Raw genomic sequence first — 17082 nt, 5'->3', positions numbered from 1 at the left:
AAGGGATCGGTCTTGAAAACCGACAGGGGTGTCAAAGCCCGCGGGGGTTCGAATCCCTCTTCCTCCGCCATACATATTCCTAATCATCGCGGGGTGGAGCAGTTCGGTAGCTCGTCGGGCTCATAACCCGAAGGTCGCAGGTTCAAATCCTGCCCCCGCAACCAAATTTTAAAATGGTCCGGTAGTTCAGTTGGTTAGAATGCCTGCCTGTCACGCAGGAGGTCGCGGGTTCGAGTCCCGTCCGGACCGCCATTTAAATACTTAGGCTCGGTAGCTCAGTTGGTAGAGCAACGGACTGAAAATCCGTGTGTCGGCGGTTCGATTCCGTCCCGAGCCACCATTTATCAATATATTTTGGCGGTTGTGGCGAAGTGGTTAACGCACCAGATTGTGGCTCTGGCATTCGTGGGTTCGATTCCCATCAATCGCCCCAAATAAAAATTGCGGGTGTAGTTTAGTGGTAAAACCTCAGCCTTCCAAGCTGATGTCGTGGGTTCGATTCCCATCACCCGCTCCATTTCTATATCGTCATGGGCCTGTAGCTCAGCTGGTTAGAGCGCACGCCTGATAAGCGTGAGGTCGATGGTTCGAGTCCATTCAGGCCCACCATGACTTTTGTTCCACAGTAGCTCAGTGGTAGAGCTATCGGCTGTTAACCGATCGGTCGCAGGTTCGAATCCTGCCTGTGGAGCCAAATGGAGAAGTACTCAAGTGGCTGAAGAGGCGCCCCTGCTAAGGGTGTAGGTCGTGTAAGCGGCGCGAGGGTTCAAATCCCTCCTTCTCCGCCATATGATTACAGATATAATAATTATCGGCCCGTTGGTCAAGCGGTTAAGACACCGCCCTTTCACGGCGGTAACACGGGTTCGAATCCCGTACGGGTCATCCAGAAGCCTTGCATATCCTGCAAGGTTTTTTTGTTTTCTAAATCATGATATGTCTTAGATTTTGTTCTTTATTTTAAAAACAGACTACAAAAATCTCCATATATTTCGTTTTTCTTCAGAAAATGAAGTTAATTGTCTATAAGTATAAGCGCTTTCAGGAAAGGGCTTTTTTTTATTTCTTCGAATAAATACTATAAATGAAAACTATGATGTCAGAAAGGATGATTACATGGCCGCTGCCAGCCCGACAGCACATGATGTTTATCTTTTTCACGAAGGCAGTCTGTTTAAAAGCTATCAGCTGTTTGGCTCGCATTACCGCGAGCTGAATGGCAAAAGCGGATATGAATTCTGTGTGTGGGCGCCTCATGCGTCGGAAGTACGAGTGGCTGGAGATTTTAACAGCTGGTCTGGAGAAGAGCATGTGATGCACAGAGTGAATGATAATGGCATTTGGACGTTATTTATTCCAGGTATAGGAGAAAAGGAACGATATAAATATGAAATCGTGACGAATAACGGTGAGATCAGGCTGAAGGCAGATCCATACGCTATTTATTCAGAAGTCAGACCAAACACAGCGTCACTTACTTACAATTTGGAAGGGTACAGCTGGCAAGATCAAAAATGGCAAAAGAAACAGAAGGCTAAGACGCTGTATGAAAAACCTGTTTTCATTTATGAACTGCATCTTGGGTCTTGGAAGAAGCATTCTGATGGCAGGCATTATTCCTATAAAGAATTAAGTCAGACGCTTATCCCTTATATCAAGGAGCATGGGTTTACCCATATTGAACTGCTTCCGGTGTATGAGCATCCATATGATCGTTCATGGGGGTACCAAGGAACGGGGTATTACAGTCCGACAAGCAGGTTTGGCCCGCCGCATGATCTGATGAAGTTTGTTGATGAATGTCATCAACAAAATATCGGAGTCATTTTGGATTGGGTCCCCGGACATTTTTGTAAAGATGCACATGGCCTTTATATGTTTGATGGAGAACCGCTTTATGAATACAAAGAAGAACGTGATCGGGAGAACTGGTTATGGGGCACGGCAAACTTTGACCTGGGGAAACCGGAAGTTCATAGTTTTTTAATTTCGAATGCGTTGTACTGGGCGGAATTCTATCATATAGATGGATTTAGGGTTGATGCAGTGGCTAATATCCTGTATTGGCCAAATCAGGATGAACGCCACACGAATCCATATGCTGTTGATTTTTTAAAAAAACTCAATCAAACCATGAGAGAGGCTTATCCACATGTGATGATGATTGCGGAAGATTCTACAGAATGGCCTCAAGTGACAGGTGCCGTTGAGGAAGGGGGGCTTGGTTTTCATTATAAATGGAATATGGGATGGATGAATGACGTACTGAAATACATGGAGACGCCGCCCGAAGAAAGGCGGCATTGTCATCAGCTTATCTCTTTTTCATTACTGTATGCGTTTAGTGAACATTTTGTATTGCCGTTTTCTCATGATGAAGTCGTATACGGAAAAAAATCACTTCTTAATAAAATGCCTGGCGACTACTGGCAGAAATTTGCCCAGTATCGGCTTTTGCTGGGCTATATGACAGTGCATCCCGGAAAGAAATTGATCTTTATGGGATCAGAGTTTGCCCAATTTGATGAATGGAAAGATACAGAACAGCTTGATTGGTTTTTGGACTCCTTCCCCATGCATCAGAAAGCCAGCGTTTTTACGCAAGATCTTCTCCGCTTTTACCAAAAAAGCAAAATCCTTTATGAGCATGACCATCGTGCACAATCGTTTGAATGGATTGATGTCCATAATGACGAACAATCAATCTTTTCTTTTATTCGTTATGGCAAAAAGCACGGTGAGGCGCTTGTCATCATTTGTAATTTTACACCCGTGGTCTATCATCAATATGATGTTGGAGTTCCTTTTTTTACTCAATACATTGAAGTGCTTAACAGTGACAGTGAAACATATGGAGGCTCAGGGCAAATCAACAAAAAGCCATTATCGGCCAAAAAGGGAGCACTTCATCATAAACCGTGTTATATCACGATGACCATCCCCCCTTACGGTATCTCGATTTTACGGGCGGTTAAAAAAAGAGGAGAGATAAAAAGATGAAAAAACAATGTGTAGCCATGCTCCTTGCCGGCGGGAAGGGCAGCCGTCTCAGCGGATTAACAAAAAATATGGCTAAACCGGCTGTATCTTTCGGGGGAAAATACAGGATTATTGATTTTACCCTAAGCAACTGTTCAAATTCAGGCATAGACACAGTCGGGATTTTAACGCAATATCAGCCGCTTGAGCTGAATTCCTATATTGGGATCGGCAGTGCATGGGACCTGGATAGATATAATGGCGGCGTGACGGTTTTACCCCCTTATGCCGAGTCATCAGAAGTCAAATGGTATAAAGGAACGGCAAGCGCCATTTATGAAAATCTCAATTATTTGAATCAGTATGATCCTGAGTATGTACTGATTTTATCAGGAGATCACATATACAAGATGGACTACGGCAAAATGCTTGATTATCACATTGAAAAGAAAGCAGATGTGACCATCTCTGTCATCGAAGTGGGCTGGGAGGAAGCAAGCCGGTTCGGCATCATGAAGGCCAATCCAGATGGGACGATCACACATTTTGATGAAAAGCCCAAATTCCCTAAGAGCAATCTTGCCTCAATGGGAATTTATATATTCAATTGGCCGCTTTTGAAACAGTATCTTGAGATGGACGATCAAAACCCTTATTCTAGCCACGACTTCGGCAAAGACATTATTCCTCTGCTTTTGGAAGAGAAAAAGAAGCTTTCTGCTTATCCGTTCAAGGGATATTGGAAGGATGTCGGAACGGTGCAGAGCTTGTGGGAAGCCAATATGGATTTGTTAAAAGAGGACTCGGAGCTGAAGCTATTTGAACGCAAATGGAAAATTTACTCCGTCAATCCAAATCAGCCTCCGCAATTTATTTCATCTGATGCGCAGGTTCAAGATTCGCTTGTGAACGAAGGTTGTGTTGTATATGGAAATGTGTCTCACTCCGTTCTTTTTCAAGGTGTGACTGTTGGTAAGCATACGACTGTTACATCATCCGTCATAATGCCGGATGTGACGATTGGGGAGCATGTAGTCATTGATAATGCCATCGTTCCTAATGGGATGGTGCTGCCGGATGGCGCAGTGATTCGCTCCGAAAAAGACATTGAAGAGGTGCTGCTCGTTTCAGAGGAATTTGTAGAAAAAGAATTGATTTAATTACTGAAGAGGGGGCAGAGTCAGTGTTCAATAATCAAATGTTAGGTGTTATAGATGAAACCACATATAAGCATTCTCTTCAGGATTTAACAGCACAGCGGTCGCTCGGGGCGATCCCTTTTGCCGGCAGGTACCGACTGATTGATTTTATGCTTTCCAACATGGTGAATGCGGATATTAGGAGTGTTGCAATTTTTCCGAAGTATCGTTACCGTTCGCTCATGGATCACCTTGGGGCGGGTAAGGAATGGGATTTGCACCGGAAAAAGGACGGCCTCTTTTTTTTCCCGTCTCCCCATCTTCATCACGAATACGATGAATTCGGTTCCTTTCGCCAGTTTTCGGACCATCTAGATTACTTCCACAGAAGCACTCAGCAGTATGCTGTAATCTCCAACAGCCATACCGTATGCAACATTCAATTTCAATATGTGCTGAAACGCCATCAGGAGGTTGGCTGCGACGTCACCGAGGTATTTCAGGACGGCCAGTCGCTGCAAATCTATATCATGTCAACAACGCTTTTAAAGGATCTGATCTACGGACATAGCGAAAAAGGCTATAAAACCATTCAGGAGGCTGTTGAAAAGGAATCTTCCGCCCTGACCATTTGCCCTTATGAATATTCAGGTTATGCCGCTGTCATTGATTCGGTGGAAAAATATTATACCCACAGTATGGAGCTCATTCAGCCTCGTTTTTGGCAGCAGGTGTTTTTGCCGCAGCAGCCGATCTATACAAAAGTGAAGGATGAGCCGCCTACGAAATACGGAAAGCACAGCACTGTCAAAAATTCTTTGGTGGCAAACGGCTGTGTGCTTGAAGGAGAGGTTGAAAACTGTATTTTGTTCAGGGCGGTCCATGTCGGAAAGGGAACGAAGCTGAAAAACTGTATTATTATGCAAAAAACGCAGATTGGAGAGGATTGTCTTCTTGAGCAGGTCATTTCGGATAAGGATGTTAAAATCGGCAAGGCGACGGAAGCTGTAGGAACAGCTGAGCAGCCGCTTGTATTAAGAAAAGGTTTGGTGCAAGGAGAGCTGATGAATTCTTGAAGATATTATTTGCTGTGTCAGAATGCACCCCATTTGTGAAATCAGGAGGTCTTGCTGATGTAGCAGGCGCTCTTCCGAAGACGCTTGCGCGATTAGGCAATGAAGTATATGTGATGCTGCCGAAGTACAGCCAAATACCTGAACCGTGGAAAAAGCGTATGAAAAAAAAGGCTGAGTGTACGGTAGCTGTCGGCTGGCGTCAGCAATATTGCGGAATTGAACATATGGCCGAAGACGATGTGAATTATTACTTCATCGACAATGAGTACTATTTCAACAGGGATTCGTTGTACGGGCATTATGATGACGGTGAGCGGTTTGCCTTTTTTTCAAGAGCTGTGCTGGAGGCTGCCAAAGTTGTGAATGTTCCAGCCGATATTGTTCATACTCACGATTGGCATACAGCGATGGTCAATTATTTGCTGAAAGAGGAGTACAGAAAACATCCTTTTTATGAACGGATGAAAAGCGTGCTCACGATCCACAACCTGCAGTTTCAAGGCATATTCCCTCCTGATGTCACACATGACTTGCTGGGTCTTGAGATGGATCATTTTCATTATGAAAGGTTAGAATGCAATGGTTTTGTTAATTTTATGAAGGCGGGCATCATTGCGGCTGATCATGTGACAACTGTGAGCCCCACTTACAGAAATGAAATATTGACTCCGTATTATGGTGAGCAGCTGGAACAGGTTTTGCAATATAGGGAAAATGATGTAACCGGCATATTAAATGGCATTGATGATACGTTCTATCAGCCGAAAAGCGATCCTTATATAGAGGCGCAATACGATTCAGGGGATCTTGCATGCAAGTTGGAAAACAAAACGAAGCTTCAGCGGCGAATGGGGCTTCCAGAGAAAAATGATATTCCGCTGATCAGTATGGTGACAAGGCTCACTAAACAAAAGGGGCTTGATCTTGTCCGCAGAATTATGCACGAACTTCTTGAGGAGCAAGACATACAGCTGGTTGTGCTGGGCACAGGAGAACGTGAATTTGAAGATTATTTCCGGTATGCAGAATTTGCTTTTCATGAGAAGTGCCGAGCTTATATCGGGTTTGATGAGCCGCTAGCCCATCGAATTTATGCGGGCTCTGATATGTTTTTGATGCCGTCGAAATTTGAGCCGTGCGGTTTGGGGCAGCTCATTGCTCTTCAATATGGCGCCATTCCGATTGTCAGGGAAACGGGCGGTCTTTACGACACTGTCCGTTCCTATCAGGAGGAAGAGGGAACGGGCAATGGTTTTACGTTTTCCGCCTTTAATGCGCATGATTTGAAATTTACGATTGAACGAGCGCTGGCGTTTTATCGCCAACAGGATGTATGGAAGAGCATCGTGAAGACCGCAATGAATGCAGATTACAGCTGGGGGAAGTCGGCTAAAGAGTATCAGCGTATTTTCGAGCAGGTGACAAGGAGTGGACGGGATGTTCTCGAGTAAAGAACGCTTTGCAGACTTATTTTTAAAGCGTCTGGAAATGACGTGCGGAAAAAGCTTTAAAGATTCTGCCAAGCTGGATCAATATAAAACGTTGGGCAATATGGTCAGAGAGTATATCAGCGCTGATTGGATCGAAACGAATGAAAAAAGCAGATCAAATTCCGGGAAGCAGATATATTATTTATCAATCGAATTTCTGCTCGGTCAGCTCCTTGAGCAAAACTTAATGAATCTTGGTGTTCGTGATGTTGTAGAAGCTGGTTTAAAGGAAATTGGCATCAATTTAGAGGAAATCCTTCAGATAGAGAACGATGCAGGTCTCGGCAACGGCGGGCTTGGCCGCTTGGCCGCTTGCTTTTTAGATTCTCTTGCTTCGTTGAACCTGCCGGGGCACGGGATGGGCATACGTTATAAGCATGGCTTGTTTGAGCAAAAAATTGTAGACGGACATCAGGTGGAGCTGCCTGAGCAATGGTTGAAAAACGGGAACGTATGGGAAGTAAGGAATGCAGATCAAGCAGTGGACGTGCCGTTTTGGGGCGAAGTCCATATGACAGAAAAAAGCGGGCGCCTGCATTTTCGCCACGAACAAGCGACAATTGTTACCGCTGTTCCTTATGATATCCCGATCATCGGCTATGAAACGGGCACTGTCAACACGTTAAGGCTTTGGAACGCCGAGCCCTATGCGCATTATCACGGCGGTAATATTTTGTCTTATAAGCGAGAAACAGAAGCGGTTTCTGAATTCTTATATCCCGATGACACCCATGATGAGGGGAAAATTTTACGGCTGAAGCAGCAGTATTTTTTAGTATGCGCAAGCTTAAAAAGCATTGTGAACAATTACCGAAAAACACATAAATCTTTATCCGGCCTGCATAAAAAAGTGAGCATTCATATTAATGACACTCACCCTGCGCTTGCGGTGCCTGAGCTGATGCGGATTTTGCTCGATGAAGAGAACATGAGCTGGGAAGAAGCTTGGCATATCACTGTACATACGATTTCTTATACAAATCATACAACATTGTCAGAAGCGCTCGAGAAATGGCCGATTCATTTGTTTAAGCCGCTGCTCCCGCGAATGTACATGATTATTGAAGAGATCAATGAGAGGTTTTGCCGCGCAGTTTGGGAAAAGTATCCGGGAGACTGGAAAAGGATAGAGGACATGGCGATTACAGCGCATGGTGTTGTCAAAATGGCTCATCTGGCCATAGTAGGCAGTTACAGTGTAAATGGCGTTGCAAAAATACATTCCGATATATTAATGGAAAGGGAGATGCGCGACTTTCACTTGCTGTTTCCGAATCGTTTTAACAATAAGACGAATGGAATTGCCCACAGGCGCTGGCTGTTAAAAGCGAATCCAGGCTTGTCTGCCATCATTACAGAGGCGATCGGCGATGAATGGGTCAAACAGCCGGAATCACTGATCCGTTTAGAACCGTACGCCACTGATCCTGCATTTATTGAACAGTTTCAAAACAACAAAAGCAAGAAAAAACAAGAGCTTGCCGATTTGATTTTTTGCACGGCCGGGGTGGTTGTGAACCCTGAGAGCATATTCGACGTACAGGTGAAACGGCTTCATGCATATAAACGGCAGCTGTTGAATGTTCTTCACATTATGTATCTGTATAACCGCCTCAAGGAGGATTCGGGGTTTTCAATCTACCCGCAAACCTTTATTTTCGGGGCAAAGGCTTCACCAAGCTATTATTATGCTAAGAAAATCATTAAGCTGATCCATTCTGTCGCAGAAAAAGTCAATTATGATCCGGCGGTCAAACAGCTGATCAAAGTTGTTTTTTTAGAAAATTATAGAGTTTCTATGGCTGAGCGAATTTTTCCGGCATCAGACGTAAGTGAGCAAATTTCAACTGCAAGCAAGGAAGCGTCTGGTACAGGAAATATGAAGTTTATGATGAACGGGGCTTTGACGATCGGCACGCATGACGGCGCAAATATCGAGATCTTTGAGCGGGTGGGCCCTGACTGTATTTACACGTTCGGCTTAAAGGCGGATGAGGTTCTATCGTATCAGGAAAACGGCGGCTATAGATCGAGGGAATATTATCAGCATGACAGGAGAATCAGGCAGGTAGCGGATCAGCTGATCAATGGTTTTTTTGAAGGAGAAGCAGATGAATTTGAATCGATCTTTGACTCGCTGCTTCCGCATAATGATGAGTATTTTGTGCTGAAGGATTTCAGCTCATATGCAGATGCGCAGGAGCGAATTCAAGCTGATTATCGAGAGCGAAGGAAATGGTCTGAGCGTTCGATTGTAAATATTGCTCATTCTGGATATTTCTCCAGCGACCGCACGATCCGGGAATATGCGAAGGACATTTGGGGCATCAAGCCGATGATGTGAAAAAGCCGCTGTATAAGCGGCTTTTTTTGTTCACAGATCCATTGAATTGATTGTAAAGGATAAGAACGTCGCAAATGCACTCCATAAAAAATAAGGCAAAAGAAGATAGCTTGCGGCTCTGCTGTATTTTTTGGCAATGATCAGTAATACGATTGCTGTGATGGCGACAAGCAGGCAGTCAAGCGATGCAGCCAGCAGATTTTTTTGCGTAAACTGGAAATAGCTGAAGGCTTGATTCAGCACGTAATTTATCAAAAGTGTAAACCAAAAGCTTTTCGCACCTTTAAATGAAAACGCAGCATATACAATGGCTGCTGAAAGGGAGATCAGGGCAAACAGGATGGCCCAAATGATGCCGATCGCAGTTCCGCTTGGCGTCCAGTCCGGTTTTTTCAATGAATTGTACCATTCTTGGTCCACAGGAAACAGGTAGCCTGCGGCTGAAAACAGCGCATATGTAATCACAAAAACGGCTAAAGCGCCGACAATCTTTTTCATATTTGCAACCTCCGCATGTATTTAATTACCCTTTATCTTATAAAGATCAAACCCCCGATATGCGGGGGAAATGATGGTCTTAAATAAGCTGCCGCAATGCGTTTGCTTTAATGCGTTCATATTCAAAAGCTGATTCTAATTCTTCCTTCGGTAAAGCAGACTTGCGGACGTATTTTTCGCGAATGACATCGTAAAGCTCGTAAGGAAACAGCATATCAATAAACATGACTTGTTTTTGTTCTTCAGTTAATGGGGCTCTGGATTCGTATGCGTTCAGCATGACATGAAATGTTTCTTCATCCCAAACGCCCGTCGTATCCAAAAGCGGAATAATCATTTTGCGCAAATCGCGAATAGGCAGATCAAATGAAACGGTATCTAAGTCAATGACCCAAATCTGTTCATTTTCCCCTAAGAGTGTATTTCCGGTTCCGTAATCCTGGTGGCAAAGGTTAGGGCTTTTTTTCAGCTGTTCAGTCCATGGAACATAGGTCGACTGCAAAAGCCGGTCTTTGATGCGCAGCCCGTCTTCAATAAAGCCATCTATCTCCTGAAGATAAAGCTGTGAGAAAGGATCTTCTTTTTCCGCCTCCGCCATCAGCTTCCACGTTTCCATCTGTTTGCATCGTTTCGTGTAGTGATTCGGCCAGCGACCTAATTTGGTAAATACGGGAACGCCATTTGGCGGCTGATATCCGACGGAAGCTGTATGAAAATCAGCAAGGCCTTTCATGATAAACTCCAAGTCCTGCTTTACAGTCAGCTCAAACGGCCTTCCTTCGATCCAGTCATATACGACAAATAGAAATGAGCCGTGCTTGGAATATAGGCTGCCTTTTTTGTTTGGGAGTATGCCAGGAACATTCATGCCTTTTTTTGCTAAATAGTCCTGCGCGAAAATGGAAAACAACGCTTTCTTTTCTGGCCTGTGTATTCGTTTTAGACAAACCGCGCCGGAGTCTGTGTGGACCTTCCAGACAAGCGCCATCTGGTTTCCCTGAATGACGTCTATTTTTTCAGCCTGCACATCCCATCCTTGAAGCACATTTTCAGCCAGTTCCGTTAATTTTTTTGCATCTTCTGCTGATAAAGGAAGCTCTGATGAATTCCCCTCCCCAATGACTTCATGGTTTTCTGCCATTAAAGGACACATCCTTACCTGTTTTACTCCTACCTTATGAATCAAAAGGAAAAAATGATTGAGTTATTTGACTATATTTAATAGATGAATCTGGTTGTTTACCCGTTTTGTTTTTAGGGCAGTCCCATTCCGCACAAGTTGGTTGTTCAGCCGTATCATGATTCTAACTAGTTAAAAATCATGCAGGAATGGAGGCTATGTATGAAAATAGCACTGATCGCCACAGAGAAGCTTCCTGTCCCATCGGTTCGAGGAGGCGCCATTCAAATCTACCTAGAAGCGGTTGCCCCTTTAATTGCCAAAAAACATGAGGTGACTGTGTTTTCTATTAAAGATCCGAATCTCGCTGATAGAGAGAAGGTAGACGGTGTCCATTATGTGCATTTGGATGAAGACCGTTATGAAGAAGCCGTTGGAGCAGAGCTGAAAAAGAGCCGTTTTGATCTTGTGCATGTTTGTAATCGCCCAAGCTGGGTTCCGAAATTGAAGAAACAGGCGCCGGATGCTGTTTTTATTTTAAGCGTTCACAATGAAATGTTCGCTTACGATAAAATCAGCCAGGCGGAAGGCGAGATTTGCATCGACTCCGTAGCGCAGATTGTTACGGTCAGCGATTATATCGGACAGACGATCACAAGCCGTTTTCCGTCAGCACGATCAAAAACAAAAACGGTGTATTCTGGTGTGGATTTAAAAACGTACCACCCTCGCTGGACGAATGAAGGGCAGCGGGCTCGCGAAGAGATGCGTAGCGAGCTGGGGCTTCACGGCAAAAAAATCGTCTTGTTTGTCGGCCGGCTTAGCAAAGTCAAAGGCCCGCACATATTATTGCAAGCTTTGCCGGACATCATTGAGGAGCACCCCGATGTCATGATGGTGTTTATCGGGTCAAAATGGTTCGGAGATAATGAATTAAATAACTATGTTAAACATCTTCATACCCTTGGTGCGATGCAAAAGGATCATGTCACATTTATTCAATTTGTGAAGCCAAAGGACATTCCGCGCCTTTATACCATGTCAGATGTATTTGTATGCTCTTCGCAATGGCAGGAGCCTTTAGCAAGGGTGCATTATGAAGCGATGGCTGCGGGACTTCCTATTATTACAAGCAATCGGGGAGGCAATCCAGAGGTCATAGAGGAAGGGAAAAACGGCTACATCATTCATGACTTTGAAAATCCTAAACAATATGCCGAACGTATCAATGATTTGCTGAGCAGCTCGGAAAAGCGGGAACGGCTTGGGAAATATAGCCGCCGTGAGGCAGAAAGCAATTTTGGTTGGCAGAGGGTGGCTGAAAATCTGCTCAGCGTCTATGAAAAGAACAGATAGAAGGGGTGAACAGAGTGTACCAAAAAGAGCATGAAGAACAGATTGTGTCCGAAATTCTCAGCTATTATCCGTTTCATATCGACCATGTGGCGCTGAAATCGAACAAAAGCGGGCGCAAAATCTGGGAAGTCGAAACTGATCATGGCCCAAAGCTGCTAAAAGAAGCGCAAATGAAACCGGAGCGGATGCTTTTTATCACTCAGGCACACGCCCATTTACAAGAGAAAGGGCTGCCGATAGCGCCGATTCATCAAACAAAAAATGGCGGGAGCTGCTTGGGCACGGATCAGGTTTCTTACAGCTTATATGACAAAGTGACAGGAAAAGAAATGATTTACTATGATGCAGAGCAAATGAAAAAAGTCATGTCATTTGCCGGCCATTTTCATCATGCCTCAAAAGGATATGTTTGCACAGATGAAAGCAAGAAGAGAAGCAGGCTGGGAAAATGGCACAAATTGTACCGATGGAAGCTGCAGGAACTTGAAGGGAATATGCAGATCGCGGCATCCTATGCTGATGACGTATTTTCGCAAACTTTCTTAAAACATGCTGATAAAATGCTGGCAAGAGGAAAAGAAGCTCTTCAGGCGCTTGATGACTCAGAATACGAAACCTGGACAAAAGAGACGCTCGAGCATGGCGGATTCTGTTTTCAGGATTTTACATTGGCACGTTTGACAGAGATCGAAGGGGAGCCTTTTTTAAAGGAGCTTCACTCGATTACCTACGATTTACCGTCAAGAGACCTTCGTATTCTGCTGAATAAAGTGATGGTTAAGCTTTCTGTATGGGATACTGATTTCATGGTTGCACTGCTTGCGTCCTACGACGCAGTGTATCCACTCACAGAAAAACAGTACGAGGTACTTTGGATTGATCTCGCGTTTCCGCATTTGTTCTGTGCAATCGGGCACAAATATTATTTGAAGCAAAAGAAAACGTGGTCAGATGAGAAATATAACTGGGCGCTGCAAAACATGATTTCTGTTGAAGAATCTAAAGATTCGTTTTTGGATAAACTGCCGGAACTGTATAAAAAGATAAAAGCGTATCGGGAGGCGAATTGACATGAGGTCATCGAGACAAAAAGCCTTTATTTCTAAACTAGATCTCGACCAATTCGTATTTACACCGCCTGGACCGATGGGATGGCAGGCTCATGACTCAATCTCAGCTGAGAAGGAAGAAGAGGAGAAGCATTTAGATGTGGGCAGCATTCGAGAGCTCCCTCACATCAATGCACCGAAAGAATATCAAGAAGAAACGAAGGAAAAGGAAACAGATCACAAAATCGTCGATGATGAAGAAGAAACGAAATTCGAAACCACTCTGGAGCCTGAGGAGGAGCGTGATTCGAAACGCTCAGTGTCCCCATATGAAGAAGAGGAGGAAGATGAAGAACCAGACTTAGCGGAAGAAGCTAAAGTGGAAATCATCATTCTTCCAAGTGAATCTAAACCAGCTCCATGGTTTTCTCAAACCGTAAAGCGCAAGGCATAAAGTCACATTTATGCCTTTTTTCATGTTTTCTGCAGCAAAAAAACAGCCCGTTTTGCAACACGAGCTGTAGGTTTTATGTTTTTGCTTTCACAAAAAGCTGATTGATAGATGATAAATCAAAATTTTGCGTCAGAAAAGGCGGCGGAAATTGTTTGTTTTTCGGGGTCAGAACGGATTGGTAAACAGTATTGAGCCTTTTGGCAGCATGGGTAAAGGTAAATAAAGCTTCTACATGCTTTCGGGCGTTTTTTGTCATTTTGCTCATTAATTCTTGATCTGTAAAGGCTCTGTCAATTGCTTTTGCAAATGAAGAAGGTTTGTTGTATCTGTCGATGACAAGGCCAGTGACTTCGTGTTTTACGACTTCACCGTTTCCGCCCCGGTTTGTGGTAATTAAGGGCGTGCCGGCCGCCATTGCTTCATAATTCACACGGGCGAGGGGTTCGTTCCACTGAGAGCTGCACACAAAAACATCTGCCATCAGAAATAGGTTTGGGATGTCGTCTGCGGGAATGAATTTTGTAAAGATTATGTGGTCTCTGTATGGCAGCGCCAGCGTGCGCAGATAGGTGACATATTGGTTTTCGCTGTCATCGCTGAACCACTTCCCGCCTGCTATGACCAGTACAGCATCAGGGTGCTGCTGCAAAATCCGTCTCATGCTGTGAATGAGAAGGTGAGGTCCTTTTGTCGGGCTTAAGCGGCCGGCGAATAAAATAACTTTTTTATCTTCAATACCGTATTTTTTCCGGTATGTTTTTCTGACAGCCGAGCCTTTCATCGTCCAGACGGGCGGATAAGAGTTTAAATCAACGCCGGAATACACAACTTTTGTGATGTCCTCGGCTTCAGGGAAACGTTCAATGACGGTTTGTTTAATAAATTCGCTCACAGTTGTGATCATGGAGACATTGTCGAGTACTTCTTTTCCTTGCGCGAAGGTCATCTTTTTTTCAGAAAACATTTCGTTATGCAGGCTCAGTACGATCTTGCTGTTTGGTGAGGCTTTTTTATATAAAGAGACATTTAAAGGTCTGTTGAACACATGAATGAGGTCAAATGAAGAGGCTCGCAGCTCTTCGGCTACCGCCTCGCGGTAATGTTCTTTTGGCAGATGGATATAATGTACGCCGTCTTTTGTTTCTCTTTTTGGGAGCGATGGATCTTCTATTGAAAAAATGGTCAGGTCGTACCTGCTGTTGAAATAGGGCGTGACACCGTCAATCATCATTTGAATAGCGCCGCCGCGTACTGCGGGCGCCGGCAGCTTTTCTGTACAGATAAAGGCAAGCTTCATTTTTATTCCCCCTGATACAGCGACGATAAATAGGTGATTTCGTTGGTCAAGCCATCCTTTAAGGATGTGGCGGGATTATAATGCAAGAGCTGTTTTGCTTTTGAAATATCCGCCCACGTGTTGCGCGGTTCCCCTGCTATTTTGTCCGAAAAGTGCAGTGTTGCTTTTCTCCCGGAAATATCCTCAATGAGGGAGACAACTTTTAAGACTGAGGCACGCTCTGCGCCGCCGATATTTACTGTTTCACCAATAAGGTGGGGTTTCCCAAGAACAGCGGTGATGCCTTTGACACAGTCGCTGATATAAGTGAAATCTCTTGACTGCTGCCCATCACCGAAGATGGTAAGCGGCTTTTGCTGAAGGTGCTGCTTAATGAGCCGGTGAAAAGCCATATCCGGCCGCTGTCTTGGCCCGTATACGGTAAAAAAACGGAGAATCACAATTGGAATGCCAAAGCTCTGTTTATACACATGGCAAAGCTTTTCTCCCGTAAGCTTTGTTACCCCGTACGGAGATAAAGGAGAAAGCGACGTGTTTTCGCTGACTTTTCCTTGTTTTTCGCCATAGACGGAAGAGGTGGATGCAAAGACGAACGTTTGAATAGAATGTTCCCGGCACGCCTCGAGGAGCCTTTGGAGCGCTTGGATATTATGTGCGGCATATGGGTGAAAATGATTGCCCCAGCTTGAGCGGACACCCGGTATGGCCGCCAAATGAAAGATGACGTCCACTCCTTCCAGTAAGGGAGCAAGATCGGCTGTCAGCAGATTTTCCTTTATGAACGTAAATCGCTTTTCCGGCAGCAGGTTTTTAAGGTTTTTTAATTTCAAGGAAAATGGAGTAGGACCGATAAAGTCATCGATTCCGATAACGTTATGTTTCTTATCTTTTAGTAATTCTTCGCAGAGGTGGGAGCCGATAAAGCCAGCTGCTCCTGTGACGAGTATTTTCATGGACGGCCAACTCCCGTACAGATCAGGCCGCAAGCCTCGATCAGTTCTTTTTTTAGTACGTTGCGTCCGTCAATCACAAGACGCCCTTTCATGATATCTGCAGCCTTTTTCCAATCAAACGCTAAAAACTCAGACCATTCTGTCGCCAAAAATAAAAAGTCACTCTCTTCGATCGCATCAAAAGCTTGAGAATGCTGAGTTACATGTTGCCGCAAATGTTCTGGAAGTACAGCTTCAGGATCATATGCATGAACATCACATCCCAGCTCCGCCAGCCTTTCCATCAGTCTGACAGCCTGAGAATTCCGGATGTCATCAGTATTCGGTTTGAAGGAAATGCCGAGTACAGCCGCTTTCTTGCCTTGAAGTGTTTCGAAGAATGACTGTATTTTTTTGATATACAGGCCAAGCTGGGTGTCATTAATGTGCTGCACGGCCCGGAGCAGGAAGGTCTCCGTGTTTTTTTCCTGGGCAGCAAATTGCAGCGCCTGCAGATCCTTTGGAAAACAAGAGCCTCCGTATCCGATGCCTGCCTGCAAAAAGTGCTTCCCGATCCTTGGGTCTAGACCGATAGCGCGGGAAATATCTGAGATATCTGATTGATAGGCTTCACATATGCGGGCCATTTCGTTAATAAACGAAATTTTGGCCGCTAAAAAGAAATTGTTGGCATATTTGATCAGCTCTGCTCCCGCTAAGCTTGTAACGATAAAAGGGGTATCAATGTGTTTGTAAATGGATTTGACGATGGCTGCCGATACGTGATCTTCTTCCTGAACACCGATGACTGTTTTGTCAGGATGCAGCATGTCATATAAGGCATTGCCTTCCCGCAGAAACTCCGGATTGGATACGATATTAAAGAGGTTTTTAGACACTCCGGAGGCAATCAGCTGTTTTGCTATGTTTTCATTTGTCCCGGGCGGAACAGTGCTTTTCGTAATAATGGTTTTATACGATCGGATTGCCTCGCTTAAATCACCGATGACGGACTGCAGGGCTTTCGTATCAGCTGATCCGTCCGAACGCGGCGGAGTTCCGACTGCGATAAAAATAACGGGACATTCCTCCATGCTCGATTTCACTTCAGAAGAAAACGAGAGATTGCCGCAACGAAGTATTGCATCTGAAAGCCCAGGCTCGTAAAAGGGAATGACTCCTTTTTTCAGCTGCCCGATTTTTTTGACGTCTTTGTCTGTGCATATCATGTCATGTCCGATGGATGCCAGTGCCGCTGATAGGGTTAAACCGACATACCCGGCGCCAACCACACAAATTTTCATCACCTGAGCTCCTTTACAAGATTACTGGTCATATATCAATATCC

The 17082-nt window shown here is 44.6% G+C and carries 13 protein-coding genes and 10 tRNA genes (1 of these 23 running past the window's edge); 18 read left to right on the top strand and 5 right to left on the bottom strand.

The genetic code is table 11. The annotated features are described in order from the left end of the window. The 15 genes from NSQ83_RS16305 to glgP all read left to right on the top strand — a co-directional run. Positions 1-70 (top strand) — tRNA-Ser (locus tag NSQ83_RS16305) (it extends 23 nt beyond the left edge of the window). 17 nt (positions 71-87) lie between these two features. Beyond that, a tRNA-Met gene (locus NSQ83_RS16300) sits at positions 88-164 on the top strand. 11 nt (positions 165-175) lie between these two features. Further along, positions 176-252: transfer RNA gene (locus NSQ83_RS16295), tRNA-Asp, on the top strand. Positions 253-264: 12 nt separating this feature from the next. Beyond that, a tRNA-Phe gene (locus NSQ83_RS16290) sits at positions 265-340 on the top strand. Positions 341-357: 17 nt separating this feature from the next. After that, positions 358-433 (top strand) — tRNA-His (locus tag NSQ83_RS16285). Between the two features lie 10 nt (positions 434-443). Next, a tRNA-Gly gene (locus tag NSQ83_RS16280) sits at positions 444-517 on the top strand. A 15-nt stretch (positions 518-532) separates the two neighbouring features. Continuing rightward, positions 533-609: transfer RNA gene (locus NSQ83_RS16275), tRNA-Ile, on the top strand. Between the two features lie 10 nt (positions 610-619). After that, positions 620-694: transfer RNA gene (locus NSQ83_RS16270), tRNA-Asn, on the top strand. A 3-nt stretch (positions 695-697) separates the two neighbouring features. Further along, positions 698-788 (top strand) — tRNA-Ser (locus NSQ83_RS16265). 25 nt (positions 789-813) lie between these two features. After that, a tRNA-Glu gene (locus NSQ83_RS16260) sits at positions 814-885 on the top strand. A gap of 231 nt (positions 886-1116) precedes the next feature. Next, positions 1117-3000, top strand: coding sequence for a 1,4-alpha-glucan branching enzyme (gene glgB / locus NSQ83_RS16255; protein ID WP_068947633.1), 1884 nt, complete (start codon positions 1117-1119; stop codon positions 2998-3000). After that, a complete protein-coding gene (locus tag NSQ83_RS16250; RefSeq protein WP_153912378.1) occupies positions 2997-4139 on the top strand; it encodes a glucose-1-phosphate adenylyltransferase in 1143 nt (380 codons plus the stop codon). The genes glgB and NSQ83_RS16250 overlap by 4 nt, the downstream gene beginning before the upstream one ends. A gap of 23 nt (positions 4140-4162) precedes the next feature. Further along, complete coding sequence (gene glgD, locus NSQ83_RS16245) at positions 4163-5194, top strand: glucose-1-phosphate adenylyltransferase subunit GlgD (RefSeq protein ID WP_015251371.1); 1032 nt, start codon at positions 4163-4165, stop codon at positions 5192-5194. Beyond that, positions 5191-6645 carry a glycogen synthase GlgA gene (gene glgA, locus NSQ83_RS16240; RefSeq protein ID WP_204551357.1) on the top strand — a complete coding sequence of 485 codons (1455 nt, stop codon included), beginning with the start codon at positions 5191-5193 and terminating at the stop codon, positions 6643-6645. The genes glgD and glgA overlap by 4 nt, the downstream gene beginning before the upstream one ends. Beyond that, positions 6632-9028, top strand: a complete 2397-nt coding sequence (gene glgP / locus NSQ83_RS16235) for a glycogen/starch/alpha-glucan phosphorylase (RefSeq protein ID WP_204551356.1) — start codon at positions 6632-6634, stop codon at positions 9026-9028. The genes glgA and glgP overlap by 14 nt, the downstream gene beginning before the upstream one ends. 30 nt (positions 9029-9058) lie before the next feature. Here the strand turns inward: glgP and NSQ83_RS16230 are convergent, their stop codons facing one another. Next, positions 9059-9526 carry a TspO/MBR family protein gene (locus tag NSQ83_RS16230; RefSeq protein WP_204551355.1) on the bottom strand — a complete coding sequence of 156 codons (468 nt, stop codon included), beginning with the start codon at positions 9524-9526 and terminating at the stop codon, positions 9059-9061. Positions 9527-9605: 79 nt separating this feature from the next. Continuing rightward, entirely contained in the window at positions 9606-10679 is a 1074-nt protein-coding gene (cotI, locus tag NSQ83_RS16225) for a spore coat kinase CotI (protein ID WP_204551354.1), read from the bottom strand. Between the two features lie 189 nt (positions 10680-10868). Between cotI and cotSA the strand changes: the two genes are divergently transcribed. From cotSA to NSQ83_RS16210, 3 genes are read left to right on the top strand one after another with little or no spacing between them, the layout of a single operon-like run. After that, positions 10869-12002 carry a spore coat protein CotSA gene (cotSA, locus tag NSQ83_RS16220; protein ID WP_003229028.1) on the top strand — a complete coding sequence of 378 codons (1134 nt, stop codon included), beginning with the start codon at positions 10869-10871 and terminating at the stop codon, positions 12000-12002. A gap of 14 nt (positions 12003-12016) precedes the next feature. Further along, the gene (cotS, locus tag NSQ83_RS16215; RefSeq protein WP_174223197.1) at positions 12017-13072 is read left to right on the top strand and encodes a spore coat putative kinase CotS; all 1056 of its coding nucleotides are present in this window, start codon (positions 12017-12019) and stop codon (positions 13070-13072) included. A gap of 1 nt (position 13073) precedes the next feature. Next, positions 13074-13505 (top strand): hypothetical protein, encoded by a 432-nt coding sequence (locus tag NSQ83_RS16210; protein WP_033884542.1) that lies wholly within the window; start codon positions 13074-13076, stop codon positions 13503-13505. Between the two features lie 73 nt (positions 13506-13578). Here NSQ83_RS16210 and NSQ83_RS16205 read toward each other — a convergent pair whose 3' ends face one another. The 3 genes from NSQ83_RS16205 to NSQ83_RS16195 are packed head-to-tail and all read right to left on the bottom strand — an operon-like array spanning position 13579 to position 17038. Beyond that, positions 13579-14802: a glycosyltransferase family 4 protein gene (locus tag NSQ83_RS16205; RefSeq protein WP_204551353.1), complete on the bottom strand. Its 1224-nt coding sequence runs from the start codon at positions 14800-14802 to the stop codon at positions 13579-13581. 2 nt (positions 14803-14804) lie between these two features. Then, positions 14805-15755 (bottom strand): NAD-dependent epimerase/dehydratase family protein, encoded by a 951-nt coding sequence (locus tag NSQ83_RS16200; RefSeq protein WP_153912376.1) that lies wholly within the window; start codon positions 15753-15755, stop codon positions 14805-14807. Beyond that, positions 15752-17038 carry a UDP-glucose/GDP-mannose dehydrogenase family protein gene (locus tag NSQ83_RS16195; protein ID WP_004398478.1) on the bottom strand — a complete coding sequence of 429 codons (1287 nt, stop codon included), beginning with the start codon at positions 17036-17038 and terminating at the stop codon, positions 15752-15754. Before NSQ83_RS16195 ends, NSQ83_RS16200 begins: the two co-directional genes overlap by 4 nt. Positions 17039-17082 lie beyond the last annotated feature (44 nt).

It is taken from the genome of Bacillus sp. PS217, assembly GCF_037963535.1.
Taxonomy (GTDB): Bacteria; Bacillota; Bacilli; order Bacillales; family Bacillaceae; genus Bacillus; species Bacillus subtilis.
The sequence above is the reverse complement of the archived record's forward strand: the minus strand, read 5'-3'. Positions and strand labels throughout refer to the sequence as shown.